10 protein-coding genes and 1 tRNA gene are annotated in these 13,669 nt (G+C 59.9%); 5 read left to right on the forward strand and 6 right to left on the reverse strand.

Annotated features, from left to right (window positions below; genetic code table 11):
* Positions 1-26: 26 nt before the first annotated feature.
* Complete coding sequence (gene manA, locus DSM100238_RS02605) at positions 27-1,478, reverse strand: mannose-6-phosphate isomerase, class I (protein WP_240812302.1); 1,452 nt, start codon at positions 1,476-1,478, stop codon at positions 27-29.
* A gap of 74 nt (positions 1,479-1,552) precedes the next feature.
* Here manA and DSM100238_RS02610 point away from each other — a divergent pair, with 74 nt between their 5' ends.
* Positions 1,553-1,807, forward strand: a complete 255-nt coding sequence (locus tag DSM100238_RS02610) for a DUF2530 domain-containing protein (protein ID WP_152355164.1) — start codon at positions 1,553-1,555, stop codon at positions 1,805-1,807.
* Between the two features lie 104 nt (positions 1,808-1,911).
* Here the strand turns inward: DSM100238_RS02610 and DSM100238_RS02615 are convergent, their stop codons facing one another.
* Complete coding sequence (locus tag DSM100238_RS02615) at positions 1,912-3,198, reverse strand: sensor histidine kinase (protein WP_240812303.1); 1,287 nt, start codon at positions 3,196-3,198, stop codon at positions 1,912-1,914.
* Positions 3,199-3,445: 247 nt separating this feature from the next.
* Between DSM100238_RS02615 and phoU the strand changes: the two genes are divergently transcribed.
* On the forward strand, positions 3,446-4,132 hold the full coding sequence (gene phoU, locus DSM100238_RS02620) for a phosphate signaling complex protein PhoU (RefSeq protein ID WP_152355165.1): 687 nt from the start codon (positions 3,446-3,448) through the stop codon (positions 4,130-4,132).
* 259 nt (positions 4,133-4,391) lie between these two features.
* Here phoU and DSM100238_RS02625 read toward each other — a convergent pair whose 3' ends face one another.
* The 3 genes from DSM100238_RS02625 to lysS all read right to left on the reverse strand — a co-directional run bounded on the left by DSM100238_RS02625 (position 4,392) and on the right by lysS (position 8,225).
* A complete protein-coding gene (locus tag DSM100238_RS02625; protein WP_015450890.1) occupies positions 4,392-5,129 on the reverse strand; it encodes a phosphoglyceromutase in 738 nt (245 codons plus the stop codon).
* A 97-nt stretch (positions 5,130-5,226) separates the two neighbouring features.
* Positions 5,227-6,240 (reverse strand): 1,4-dihydroxy-2-naphthoate octaprenyltransferase, encoded by a 1,014-nt coding sequence (menA, locus tag DSM100238_RS02630; RefSeq protein ID WP_152355205.1) that lies wholly within the window; start codon positions 6,238-6,240, stop codon positions 5,227-5,229.
* A 359-nt stretch (positions 6,241-6,599) separates the two neighbouring features.
* Positions 6,600-8,225: a lysine--tRNA ligase gene (lysS, locus tag DSM100238_RS02635; RefSeq protein ID WP_152355206.1), complete on the reverse strand. Its 1,626-nt coding sequence runs from the start codon at positions 8,223-8,225 to the stop codon at positions 6,600-6,602.
* Positions 8,226-8,389: 164 nt separating this feature from the next.
* Between lysS and DSM100238_RS02640 the strand changes: the two genes are divergently transcribed.
* Positions 8,390-8,463, forward strand: a tRNA-Pro gene (locus tag DSM100238_RS02640).
* A gap of 997 nt (positions 8,464-9,460) precedes the next feature.
* Here the strand turns inward: DSM100238_RS02640 and DSM100238_RS02645 are convergent.
* Positions 9,461-10,609: a glycogen/starch/alpha-glucan phosphorylase gene (locus DSM100238_RS02645; RefSeq protein ID WP_167510987.1), complete on the reverse strand. Its 1,149-nt coding sequence runs from the start codon at positions 10,607-10,609 to the stop codon at positions 9,461-9,463.
* A 190-nt stretch (positions 10,610-10,799) separates the two neighbouring features.
* Between DSM100238_RS02645 and DSM100238_RS09615 the strand changes: the two genes are divergently transcribed.
* Together DSM100238_RS09615 and DSM100238_RS02650 are read left to right on the forward strand one after the other, a co-directional pair.
* Positions 10,800-10,928 carry a hypothetical protein gene (locus DSM100238_RS09615; RefSeq protein WP_276608008.1) on the forward strand — a complete coding sequence of 43 codons (129 nt, stop codon included), beginning with the start codon at positions 10,800-10,802 and terminating at the stop codon, positions 10,926-10,928.
* 835 nt (positions 10,929-11,763) lie between these two features.
* Positions 11,764-13,554, forward strand: a complete 1,791-nt coding sequence (locus DSM100238_RS02650) for a DUF2207 family protein (protein ID WP_152355167.1) — start codon at positions 11,764-11,766, stop codon at positions 13,552-13,554.
* Positions 13,555-13,669 lie beyond the last annotated feature (115 nt).

Below are 13,669 nucleotides of genomic sequence, written 5' to 3' on the forward strand. Positions count from 1 at the left end.
ACGATACCGGCATCGCATCAAGGGTTTCACACCTGTGTCGTCGCCATAAGGAACGATCCGCCGATTTGACCGCCGTAGCGACCGGCTTCGCCGCCGTCCTGACCAGATGGATCATCCTGACCGTCTTGGCGTTCGCCGTCATCGCCGACAGATTCCACCGTGACCCACCCTTCACAGGCGGGCACGAACACCGCATGCCCCGCAGACAACACGCGGGAATCCCGCTCGCTTGAACAACGAACCGACCCTTGGGTGCACAGAACGATACGCGGCTTGTTGCGCCCCTGATCCACACGCCCCAACGTCAGTTGACGCAACAACGCCCCATAGCGACGATGGACCCTGTCCACAACCGGCCATGCTTGGGCGTGCTGGCCGGTGGTTCCGTAAGTCAGCATGAACTCATCGATATGCGGCCGATACACGATGAGATTGCCGTCACGCGTCGCCATATCGCCGAACCGCGCGTCAGCCGGGTCCACCGGGGCACCCGGCTGACAGTTCAGCGTATGCAGCAACCTGGGAATATCCTTGTGCTTCACGGTCATCCCCGCCCTGAGCACATTATCGGAATTATTCATGATTTCAGCCGCCGTGCCATGGATATACGCATGCGGAGCGCCCGCAGGAATGAACACGGACTCCCCTTCTTGCAGGCAGACAGGGTTGAGCATCAGCAATGTCAGCACGCTCGGATCGCCGGGGAACGCCTCAGCGGCAGCAAGCGCATGCCGGAATGCCAGCCGTGACGCAGGATCGCTGACACGCAATGAAGCATACCGCAGCTGCGCTTGCAGATCGTCAGTCGTCGGCGCGGTGATCGCCGTGTAGAACGCGCGGAAAATACGCCGGCGCGAATCAGGCCACACCATAGAGGACACCGGCATCATCGCATCCGCCTGTTCGAACCCTTCAGGGGTCTGCCCGATGCGCATGGTCCGTTCAGTCAACGCCTCAACCATACGCGCCGCAAGCGGATGGCCGACCATGCTGAGATTGCGCAACATGAAACGGACGGTCCCGAAGCCCACAGACGCATGGAACGGCTCCAAGGCCACAACCATCTCGCTTTTCGCTTCGGCATCGTGAAACGAACGTTCCGGCGCATCCATCGCGATGCCTTGGGCGTTTTGCGCGTTGAATCCCGCACGCGCCTCGAAATCCACCGGATGCACCTGCAATGACAACGGGATGCGTGCCGCGATGATTTTGAACAGAAACGGCAGTTCCGGTCCGAACTGCTCGGAGACGCGTGAACCGACCATATCCTCGGGATGTTCACGAATCATCTGCGTCACTGTGGCGGATGAACCGTCCAGGGCTTCCAGCAACGAAGGCGACTGCGGGTGACCGCTGAACCACATTTCCGCCAGCGGTTTACCGTCATGAAGCGTCTGCTCAGGCAGCTCGTCGGCGAACAGGGATTGCAGACGGCTGTAGGATCCCCACGCATAGCGCTTCGGGACCGGATGTATCACATACACGGCTGCGGCAATCCTTTCTTCCGGCGAACAATACCTTATAAGGTTACCCCGCACGTTATGGTAATGGTATGAAGTTGGCTCCGATTTTCGATCCGGCGGCCCGCAGACCGTCGCCCAAGCCTGTGCGTGTCGACCTGAGAAAAGTGTTCCTCATCGGTACTGCTGCGTGGACGGCTGCTCTGATCGTGTGCGCCATGCTGCTCGCGTTGCATGTGCCGGCGCTCAAAGAGCTGGTCGTATGTGTCGCCGGCGTGCTCGTCGGAATCATCCTGCTCGTGTGGGAACATTTTGACCGTTGGGATTATCGCCGTCTCGGGAAATAACCCTGAAGATGACCTGAAAACCGCCCTCCTACCGCCGCCGACCCGACGGCGAGTGCGGGTCTCAGTGGCGTGGCAGGTCACCGGTCCGGTTCCAGGAACCCGGTTCAGGCTGTCACCATGTCTTGCGCAAGCGGCAGCGACATCGTAAACGTGCTTCCCTGCCCCGGAACGCTCCACACCGTCACATTGCCGTGATGAGTCAGCGCCACGTGTTTGACGATGGCAAGTCCCAAACCTATGCCGTGCGCCGTGCGTTCATTCTGTTCACTGCCACGGTAGAAACGCTCGAACACGCGCTCTTGTTCAGACTTCGGTATTCCGCATCCACGATCGATTACGCTGACTGACGCATGACCGCCATCCTGAGAACGCTTCACCGACACCGCAACCGTCGATCCTTGTGGCGAATAGCCGATCGCGTTCTCGATGAGCTTACCCACCGCGGCTTTGATCTGGTCGGATTCACCGTTGATGTCAAGACTGTCATCACCGGACAATTCGAGCTGCACCCCGGCTTCCTGCGCCTGTTCGAGATGGGCCTGCACAACATCACGCAACTGCTTCATGACGTTGATCCGGTTGTGGCTCGACGGTGTGACCTGCTCCTGCGAGCGGATCAGGAGCAACAAGTCGGAAACCATGTGTTCCATGTGTTTGCATGAACGCCGGACTTCAACGGCCTGGCGCCTGACCGACTCACGGTCGAGATCATCGTGTTCCAGCGAGTCCGCGAGATGCTCCAGCGCTTGCGTAGGTTCGATCAGCTGTTCGGAAACGTTCTGGATAAAGGATTCCCTGACTTGGCTGAACCGGATGGCTTCGCTGACATCGTTCAGCAGCACGACGACGAAGCGCGCATTGATTTTTCCGACAGTGACTTTCAGCCAGTTAGGCCGCGACACTCCGTTGACGACCCGGACTTGCTGCAGTCCCGCGTCTTCGCCCGCCTCATGGTCTGGCCCGATGATGTGCTGAGAGACGGTCTGCGTAGTGATGTCCAGCTGTTTGCGCCCGCCCTTATCGCGCACTTCATGGACGGCGGCGAGGATATCCTCATTGCACAACGACTCATCCTCAACCACCCCGAGCGTATACGCGGCGGAACTCGCTCTGATAACGGCGTCATGGTCATCCACGACCGCGGACGCCACAGGAATCATCGCCAAAATCGCCTGTGCGGAATCATCGAGATCTTCCGCTGCCTCCGACTCCTCTCGTTTGTCTGCGCGATGCCCCAACCCGAGAAAACCACCTTGTGGATAAGAGGTAAGCCGCCGTAGCGGATTGTTCCCATGACGCACATCGTTCAGCGTTACGGCGATGACGGCAGCCACACAGGCGGCGGCCGTCACGACGACCACGATATACCACACAGTCCATGAGGAGTCCATGCCGCCATTGTCGCACAGTTTCCTGTGCCGATGCCACTGGATCGGTGGCACCAAGTTGAACCACAGGTGAACGAATACATGAATTCTGTACAAACCATCGTGAACCGTGCCCGCCTCGTGTGGCATTCCGGCCGCATTGCGAATAAACTGTATGGAGTGGCGACTGCGGCAACAGCGTCCGATGAGCAAAAGGAAGCGTGCGCGACCGCTCGCGCAACGAATGGAACAATCCCGGAAAGGCAGAGCAATGCGCGTAATTTTCAATGAGGAGATGAAAGCCGTCGCCGACGATCTCGATCGTATGGCGCAAGACGTCCGTAAGGCGATCAACGGCGCTGGGGATGCGCTGATGAATGCGGATATCGACAAGGCTCAGGCAGTCATCGACGGAGATATCGAAATCGACGCCTTGGAGTCCAGCATCGTCGACCAGTGTGTACGACTGCTGGCCAAGCAGAACCCGGTGGCAACCGATCTGAGGGTTGTCGTCTCCACGCTGCGACTGGCGTCAACCTTCGAACGTATGGGCGATCTGGCACGCCATATCGCTGAGGCCGCCCGTCGCGCGTACCCGCAAAACGCGTTGCCTGATGAGGCTCGCGAGACCTTCGCGCAGATGGTGGAGTTCCTGCGCAACACGGCAGACCGCATTGTGGACATGCTTGCGGACAGGGACACGAAGATCGCCGAGAACATCATCCTTGACGACGACAAGCTCGACCAGCTGCACCATCACACCTTCGAACTCGTGCTGTCGGATCAGTGGCAGGGCACGAAGCAACAGCTCATCGACGTGGTTCTCATCGGCCGCTTCCTCGAGCGTCTCGGCGATCACGCGGTGTCCGCTGCGCGACGCGTGGTGTACATCGTTTCCGGATTCGACCCGAGCAAGGATCCAGGACGCGACGAGGACACACCGGTCGTTGAGCTGTGACCGGTACCGTCGTATGACCACGGTTGCGTCATAGCAGGGCGGCAAGAATCCGTCACGCTTCATAGCAGGTGGTCCTGTGCCCATGGGCGTACAGGACCACCTGCTGTTTTTGTCCCACGGCAGATTCCACACACATGTCAGCTGACGAGTCCCCCTTGTGCCACTCCCCCGAATCACCCCCAAAATGCATGTGCCCGCGCCACCTCATGGGGTAGCGCGGGCACATACGATATGCTTCAGACAGACGCCTGCGGGCGGATTACTTGCCCTGGTTGGCGACAGCAGCTGCACCTGCAGCGGCAGCCTCAGGATCGAGGTACTCGCCGCGCGGCTTGATCGGCTTGAAGTTCTCGTCCAACTCATAGAGCAGCGGGATAGCGGTCGGAATGTTGACCTTGGCGATCTCTTCCTCCGACAGGCCGTCCAGCATCTTCACGATGGCACGCAGGGAGTTGCCGTGAGCGGCGATCAGAACCGTCTTGCCGGCCTTGAGCTCAGGCTCAATCGCAGACTTGAAGTACGGCTCGACGCGCTTGACGACATCAGCCAGGCACTCGGCTTCCGGCACCGGATCACCGGTGTAACGCGGATCGTGGTTCTGCGCATACTCGTCGTTCGGATCGATCTCTGGCGGCGGGGTAGCATAGGAGCGGCGCCACAGCATGAACTTCTCATCGCCGTATTCCTCGCGGATGGCCTTCTTGTTCTTGCCCTGGAGCGCGCCATAGTGACGCTCGTTAAGACGCCAGCTACGCTGCACAGGGATCCACAGGCGGTCAGCCTCGTCAAGCGCGTAATTCGCGGTATTGATGGCACGGCGCAGCAGGGAGGTGAACACGATGTCCGGAAGGACGTTCTTCTCCTTGAGCAGCTGGCCGCCACGCTTGGCTTCCTCAACGCCCTGCTCGGTCAGCGGGACGTCCACCCAGCCGGTGAACTGATTCGTCTTATTCCATGCGCTCTGTCCGTGACGGAGCAGTACTAGTTTATAAGTCATAGTCTCAGTCTAGCGCCTCGGCCTCCCAAATGCCGCCCTTGTGTGCGAAGCGCGGACATGCATCCGCACCCCGCTGCCACCTTGCTCTGCTCACCCGCTACACCAGAAAAGCAGCCGCGGCGAAGACCAACGAGACCGACAGTGAGCCGAGCGTGCACAACGGCAAGGCATGGCGATAATCCGCCCGGCCGATTGCATCGCAAGCAGCTATTTGGACCACGCACATGAACACGCAGACCACGGTGATAACAGGAATCGACACCAGCCACCCGGCGACCTGTGCGATGGCGAGAATCGAGGCGACGACCAACAACCCGTCGGTGAACACCGTGCCCCACGCGCGCCCGAACACCGTCATCCACGTATGTTTGCCATGCACACGGTCGGACTCGATATCGCGCAGATTATTCACGGATAATACGGCGACGGCGACCAGACCGTTCGCGCATCCCGCGCATAGACCGCCAACCGTGATACGCCCCGACAGCGCGAACATCGTGCCGCACGTGGCCACCAGTCCGAAGAATACGAAGACGAATACCTCGCCGAGGCAGTGATATCCATACGGGTGGCTTCCCCCTACATAGCACCAGCCAGCCAACAGCGATGCTACGCCGACTGCGATGAACCACCAGTACCCGGTCAATGCGCATACGGCAAGCCCGCAGACGCAAGCGATCGCCGCATTCACGCCCGCAGCGAACAGCACCCGCCGGGGATTGACACCGGAAGCGACCAACCGGGTCGGCGCACCCTGCTGGAATCCGGCGGCACGCATTCCGCCGTTCTGCACGGCGGCATCGGCGACATCGGCAGCGGCGGCAGCATCGGCAGTGGCGGTACCGGTTGCCCGGTATCCTGCGATATCATCCGCATGCCTCGCATCGCGCCCCGCATCCGTACCACGCAACCCATCAGAATAATCATTCGCGAAATTCGCCGCGATCTGCAAAAACAACGCCACGCCCATGCACAACAGCATCACAGCGAGAAACAGCGGATCATACGGGGCTCCGGAAACGCTCGCGACGGCGGCGCCCGAGATAACTGGAGCAACCGACAACGGCAAGGTCTTCAGTCGCGCTCCGCGAACCCAATCCGCGAACCTCATCTTTCCCATATCTCCTCCCTACTCCACTGCGGTGACGAAATCAAGGTCTTGCACATCGTCAACACGCATCCGACAACGGCATGTCACCAAGAGAGCACGAATAGGGCAGCCATCCGCTTCTTCCCAGACGGTCGCGACACCGAGGCCACGGCGGCAATCCGGAAATCAACACCGTGACTTCGTATGATGCGCGAAACGGATTGGTAAGTGCAACAGACCAGCGTGTGGATGCATACGTGCCGTTACCGAAGCCTTTGCCCGCGGACCACTCCAACACAGCGACGGATAATCTTCGGCGCTGAGCAGTGATGCCGGCCCAGAATCTGGAACCGGCACCACTGCTTGCGCATCCGAATGACTTACTGGAGATTCAGCGGCTTAGTCAACGGGAAGGTGATGGTCTCGCGGATGGTCGCACCGGTCAGTGCGATGAGGAGACGGTCAATACCCATGCCGGTGCCTCCTGCCGGCGGCATACCGACACCGAGCGCCTCAAGGAAGTCCTCGTCGATATCCATGGCTTCGACATCGCCGGCGAGCGCATCCTTGGCTTGGGCGACGAACCGTTCGCGCTGGACCACGGGGTCGTTGAGTTCGGAATAGCCGGTCGCCAGCTCGAAACCGCGCACGTACAGATCCCACTTTTCCACCACGCCCGGCTTTGAACGGTGAGACTTGACCAGCGGGCTGGTTTCCACCGGGAAGTCGCGCACGAAGGTCGGCTCGTAGAGCTTGTCCTCGTAGAAGTGCTCCCAGAGGTGTTCGACCAGCTTGCCGTGGTTCTCCACATCGTCGCGTTCCACGCCCAGCTTGTCGGCGATCTGCCCGAGATGTTCGACCGACGTGCCCGGGTTGTCCGGTCCGCCGTTCGGGATGATTTCCTCGCCGAGTGCCTCGGAGAGCGAATCATACATGCTGATGGTCTTCCACTCGCCGCCGAAATCGTATTCCTCGCCGTTGAGCAGCGTGACTTTCGTGCTGCCGAACGCATCAAGCGCGGACTTGACGATCAGTTCCTTGACCAGCGCGGCGATCGTGTCGTAATTGCCGTACGCCTGGTAGGCTTCGAGCATGGTGAATTCGGGCGCATGCGTGGCGTCCACGCCTTCGTTGCGGAAGTCGCGGTTGATTTCGAACACACGGTCGATACCGCCCACGAGGCACCGCTTGAGGAACAATTCCGGGGCGATGCGCAGATACAGGTCGATATCAAAGGCGTTCATATGCGTGGTGAACGGTCGCGCCGCAGCGCCGCCATGCACGGTCTGCAGCATCGGCGTTTCGACCTCGAGGAAGTCATGGCCTTCGAAGGTGTGACGCAGCGAAGAAACCACAGCGGAACGCTTGCGCACCATATCGCGGATGCGCTCGTCCGCGATCATGCCGATATACGGCTTGCGGGTGCGCGTGTCGTCGCTCAACTCCTTGTGCAGGGCTGGCAGCGGTTGCAAGGCTTTCGCCGCGATACGCCATTCGCTGGCGAAGACGGACAGCTCACCCGTCTTCGACGCGATAACACGACCCTTGAGGAACAGGTGGTCGCCTAGATCGACCATCTGTTTGAACTGCTTCAAGGAATCCGCACCGATCTCCTTCTTGGAGATCATGCCCTGGATGGCGGTGCCGTCGCCCTGAGCGAGCTTGACGAAGCACAGGCCGCCGCCGTTGCGCAGGAAGAGCACACGCCCGGCGACACCGACCACGTCTTGCGTCTCGTCACCGGCGTTGAGCTTGCCGTCATACTTGGCGCGCACCTGGCCGATGGTGGCGGTCACATCGACATGGACCGGGTACGGCTGGACGCCCTCTTTGAGCATGAGCGCGCGCTTGGCGACACGCATCTGCACCTGCTCGGGGTGCGCGAGCGGGCCGAATTCCTTGTTGCTCGGGTCGATCGCTTCATCGAGGCTTTTGCCCTCATCGATATTGGAGCGGATCTTCTTGTCCTGCTCCAGCAGAAGTTCTGCATGTTCGACGGTCGTCATGACCGGCGCGTCTTCAGGTTGCTGGGTATGCTGTTCCGCAGTATCTTCAGCGGATTGTTCAGGATTCGTCATGCACCCCAGTGTATCGAAGTGCCAATACACGACACGACACACCGATTTGGCATTGTTCTGCAATTGCTGTATGATAGCGGACGTTGCCAAAACGGGCTGTAGCGCAGCTTGGTAGCGCGCTTCGTTCGGGACGAAGAGGCCGCGGGTTCAAATCCCGCCAGCCCGACTTGCAATACCGGATTACTCACTGAGTAATCCGGTTTTCTTTTTCCAACGCGAAACCGATTCACCGGACAGGATCGTCTTGGGGGGTTATAGGCCAAAATGTGTGTCCGGCATCGAAGCGAATCCTGGGGTTATAGGCCAGTATGTGTGTCTGCTGGTGGGGTGTGCGGGAGTCTTGATTGTTGCTCTGGTCGTGTGCACGCCCTGTATGCCGTGGCATGCGAAGCTGAACGGATATCGACGGAAAACGGCAGTGGAGGCCCCGTGTTTTGCGGTTCGCGCATGCCCGGGCATACGCAAACCTGCAGTATGGCTCCCGGACAGTGCGGGAAGCCTTCTGTCTGGCGCACGACGTATGTCATGACATGCGCGACCCGGCACATTCGAATCGCCTGTACGCCTTGCGCAGCAACGGGTCCGCGCCGGTTTCGGACACACATTTTGGCCGGGCTCGAAAGTGGCGGCATGAGGATTCGAAACCGCGACACGCCCGGCAGGACAACCCCTCACACCCGATTCCGGACACACATTTTGGCCAATAACCCTTCACCGGACAGGATCGTCTTGGGAGAACTCAACGGATTGGGCGGCTGGCGTCTGTTCTCCCGCATGGGATGCGGGAGGTTATGGGCATCCGGCGTCCTCATGGATAATCTCCCAACGGGAACGTTGAAAATCCACGGTTCTTAAATATCACTCCTGAAGCCGGATCCGGGAGGTTACCGCCGAATCCCTGGTTCCGCGATAAACTCCCGCGAAAACCCGGGGATTTGTCCGTCGACGGGCGGTTTGTGCGATTTCTCCCATGTCAGCGGCGGCAGTCCGCCCGAACACCGACCTGCGCAGCACCGAATCCCGGCGCATGGGAATACCAGTGCGCTCCCGCTTTCATCCGGCAGCGCGCATTTCCCGCCCGACGTGAGGGATGCCGGGGGTATGCGGCATTGGCCAACGGCTTCCGCTGCTTGAGTCAGCGCGTCTCAAGCAGCGGTCAGATGTCAGCTGCACGTGCCGTCATGGATTTTCTGCGCGATGCCCATCTCTGCATCCCCAACCGCATACTCTTCAAGCCCAAGCTGGTGTTGCTCGTTCCACTGCCGGTCAACCCCCATGAACAAGTACGCGTAGGCGTTCGTCACCGCCTCATACCGCTCGCCCGCGATTGTCGGTCGAGATGTGCCGCACATGATGGAAATCGAGCGATGAGACAGCTCGTGCTTAGTTGCGTCAAGCATCCACGGATCGCCTTTGCCTCCCAGTTCGCCCCAACCCCAGTACTTATATCCAGTATTGAACATGATTCTGTTTCGAAACGACAGACTTCCCTCATTGCAGAAGAACGCCACCGTATGTTCACCGTTGCTGCTCCCGCACAATGTCAGCGGCTCGAAACTGTAGGTGACGCCCATCTGCTTGGTGACGGTATCGATTGCCGCCCAGATTTCCTGCTCGCTGGCAGTATGGCTGATCTGCACGCTTGCGACCTTGCTTTCATCGGCATGCAGGCCTGTGATCACCTCGTTGATTTTTGCGAATACCGCGTCGTTCGCGGATTTCAATTTCGCCGCCTGCTGCACGGCATACGTGGGGTCGTCCGACCATGAGGACGAGTCCAGCAGAGCTTCGAGCTCATCGGTATCCACCGGCCATTTGCCGTTGATTCGATACGTGATGGTCGCTGATCGTTGCTCGTAGAACTCGACGATGTCGGCGTTCCACGCGATGAGTGCGTCAATCGTGTGATTGCTCATGGCGTCGAGGTCCGTCGACGACAGGCTGGAGACATCGCCGGCACACGTGGATTGATCTTGTTTCAGTGTCGTCAACTTGGCTGGCACCTCCGTGCTGTCGGCCCCGGTCCAACCATCGAGACTGTCCACAGCTGAAGACACATTGGCGCACACCTGCTGCGCAGGCAAATCCCATGAGTCGGTGTGTGGCGAATGCGACGCGTCTGAGGAAGGACTTGCCGACGGGCTGATCACCGCCTCACGATAGCCGGTCATCCCCTCATGTATGCCTTGCATCGCCATACCACTTGCAAGCAGCAACGCCATGACCAGAATGATCGAGATGACCACCCCCACGTTCGCGCGCTTACGGTATGCAGTGCGCGTGTAAGTGCCAGAGAACGGCGCATTGCTCACGTGCGAAGGGAAAGGACCGTAACCGGCGCCCCGCGCAGGTGGAGCGAACTGGCCGGAGCGGAACGGCGCCACGCCATTGCCGGCGGAGTGCCCCCATGGCGAGGTTTGCATCTGTACTGCAGGCCGCATTGGCGCCGGGGGCGTCATCCGAGGCGCAGATGCTTTGGAAACAGCGGGAGTCGTTCGCGCCATGGGAGGCGTAGGAGCTACCCGTACGGGAGGAACTGCGGAAGGTGCAGGAACCGCAGAAGTCGACGGCGCTGCAGGAGAAGTGCGTGCGGCAGGAGCCGCAGGCGCGGTTCGTGCCATCGGCGGCTGACGCGATGCAATCGACGCCCGTGGCGGCATGCTCTGATTCATGTTCGTCGCATGAGGCAGGGCAGTCGAAGCATACTGCCGGTAGCTCGGAATATTCCCAGACGCGACGGCGGGATTGACCGGCATTGAAGCACCGGATTCGGCGGAAGGACTGTTGGAAGACGCCGTCTGTTGCTGATGTCGTTGCGGCACCGTATCAGCAGGCGCCGCGGATTGCGCCCGAGCCGAGGCATCAGCAGCGCGACGAGGCATCGGAGGCATCGAGGGCTGCATGGGGACGGCAGCGGGTCTGGGTGCAGGCGGATCGGCAGGCATCGGCACGGGGACGGTGCCGGCGGAATCAGGACGCTTGCTCCCAGTCTGTCGATACCCGGCAGGCGTGACACTGCTCGGCGCCTGACGACCGGTCATATCCGGTTGCGTTCCACGAACTTGATTACCATGGGGCGGCACACCGTAAGGCTGCGATGCATCATATCGCCCGGAACCGGATGACTGGAACTGACGGTCGTCCATACAAAGTCCATTCTTTATATTTTTACAGCGCTTTTGCTCAGAATCAGTATAGTGTGCGTTCAAGTTCCGCGCCGAGCAACCCATGCACATCGAACAATGCCGACACCGGTGCCGGCATCACGAATCGACGCTCAATACGCCACCACGCCACATAGGACAGATAAATTGCAGGCGAATGCAAGAAGCATTGTTATCTGAACAGGCTTCATTGCGATGCGGATTCGCCGTTGGTTCCTCGGCACGCGATAGGATGGATATACAGGAATGCAAACGTTGGCATCCGGTGACAACACAGCTTGCGATGAAGGAGTGCATGCGCCATGGAGAACAACAATCCCAGCAGCCCTCAGGCATTCATGCCGATACCGGCAGCTGACGATTCCGCCGATGGGATCAGCTTTGCCGCGGCAGGCACCTATCAGTCCGCCATGCCGGCACCGCAACCGACAGCATCGCAACAGCCCGTCGTCCCGGAGCCCATCGTCTCAGAGTCCGCCGTCCCGGAGCCCGTCGCGCGACAATCGTTCCAACGGCACCCTATACCACCGCAACGCCCCGCACAACCACCGCTGTCCCATCAAGCCACGCCACAGGCCCGACCAAACCCCAGTTACCCGTATCTGCCGCCGCGCAACGGCCGCGCCGCAGCCCGCTACTGGGAGAAGATGCCGGATGATAACTACACCAACCCCAATTACCACAAGCGGTTTGACTGGTTGTGTTTCGGGCGGATCCTGCTGGCCATCGTGCTCGCTCTGGCCGGCGCGTATATTCTGTACCTCGCGTACTACTTCGGCATGCTCATGCTGTTCCGCGGGCGGAGCTTCCAAGAAATCTACTCAGCGGACGGCCCATCCGACGTCTCTGTCAACGGTATAGATTACGTGCTCTTCTTCATCGGCATCATCAATATCCTTATCGCCGTCCCGATATGCCGGGCGGTCGGCATGCGCGGACGTCATCCGTCGAAAGTGCTGTATTGGCGCGACCGGCCGGAAATCGAACCCATGGTCGCCGCATGGGCGTTCGGCAAACGAACCTTCATCGGTTCGGGTATCGCCTCACTAATTGACAAGGGCGCCATCGGCGTTGACCAGCAAGGCCATGTGTATCAGCAGGGCGCTTCCACACGACCGTTGACGCCGGCGGAGCACCAACTGTTGGACTTTCTCGCTATCGCATTTCGCGACTTTTATCGCGAGCATCCCGATGCCGTGGGAATCCCCGGCGACCCCGGAACACGGGTCAATCCAAGTGTCGCCGAATTGACCGACCATCTTTCCGCCGACGGCTACCGGGCGCTGTCCCGTGTCGAATCAGAGATCAGCAGGCAATCCTCGGGCATCATGCGGTCGTTGGGAGCGCCGCGAGCGTTCATGTTGATCGGCTGCGCGTTCATTTCCGGCGTATTCAGCATGTTCACCACACGTGGTGACGGCTCGTCGGGCGCAATGTTCCTCAACGCGGGTGATTGCGCTTCCCTGACACAGGTCCTCATCCGCTATGAGGGTTTCACTTGGCTGAATATTCTGGTGCCGATCGCGAATCTCATGACACTCGTGTATGTGGCTGTCATTGTGGCTGTCCTTGTCATCAACACGCGAAATTTGCAGGATATCCGAAATACCGGTTCTGATGGAAAACGCCGGCTTGACCTGCTCCGTATCTTCCTGGTGGTGTATTGCATCATCGCCCTGCCGCTGTCCCCTATCCGTCCGGTGGGTATGGCGCTGACCTGGTATCTGCTCATCGACGCGGACATCCCCACCAAACGCATCGACCTGCCGATGATGCGCCTGTATCATCATGTGCTCGGGCTAGGCAAGTATCTCAAGGATTACAGCGATCTGAGCGAACGCGGCACCACGCGGGACGCCCAACTGTACGGGTGGAACCTCGCGTACGCGGTCGCACTCGGCCTGGCGAAGGGCGAGCTGGCGTCAGTCGATCGCATGCTGTGGAAACGCGCCGACACCACCGCACACGCAGCCGGCCGGCACGCGGCTCCGGACAGCAAGGGACGGGGCTTCATCGGCACGACCGTACAGTCGGCCGGAATCCCGCTCAACTACACTGGACTGAACACAAATGCACTGGACCCCGTTTTCTAGTTTGGAGTGCAACACTGCCTCGTGTTGTGGGTTGTGGTTGATTGTACGGGGTACCCGGGGACGGGTGCGCCCTGGGCGGCGAGTCGTTCCATCTGCTCGTCCCACGCCTCCGCCG

Origin of the sequence: Bifidobacterium apri, assembly GCF_009299485.1 — a bacterium.
GTDB classification, from domain to species: Bacteria; Actinomycetota; Actinomycetes; order Actinomycetales; family Bifidobacteriaceae; genus Bifidobacterium; species Bifidobacterium apri.

Excerpts from the sequence above, each read along its gene's own strand:
- menA (WP_152355205.1), bottom strand. The coding sequence starts at position 6,240 with ATGAGGTTCGCGGATTGGGTTCGCGGAGCGCGACTGAAGACCTTGCCG.
- DSM100238_RS02610 (WP_152355164.1), top strand. The coding sequence starts at position 1,553 with ATGAAGTTGGCTCCGATTTTCGATCCGGCGGCCCGCAGACCGTCGCCC.
- DSM100238_RS09615 (WP_276608008.1), top strand. The coding sequence starts at position 10,800 with ATGGGAGGCGTAGGAGCTACCCGTACGGGAGGAACTGCGGAAGGTGCA.
- DSM100238_RS02615 (WP_240812303.1), bottom strand. The coding sequence starts at position 3,198 with ATGGACTCCTCATGGACTGTGTGGTATATCGTGGTCGTCGTGACGGCC.
- DSM100238_RS02650 (WP_152355167.1), top strand. The coding sequence starts at position 11,764 with ATGGAGAACAACAATCCCAGCAGCCCTCAGGCATTCATGCCGATACCG.
- phoU (WP_152355165.1), top strand. The coding sequence starts at position 3,446 with ATGCGCGTAATTTTCAATGAGGAGATGAAAGCCGTCGCCGACGATCTC.
- lysS (WP_152355206.1), bottom strand. The coding sequence starts at position 8,225 with ATGACGACCGTCGAACATGCAGAACTTCTGCTGGAGCAGGACAAGAAG.
- DSM100238_RS02625 (WP_015450890.1), bottom strand. The coding sequence starts at position 5,129 with ATGACTTATAAACTAGTACTGCTCCGTCACGGACAGAGCGCATGGAAT.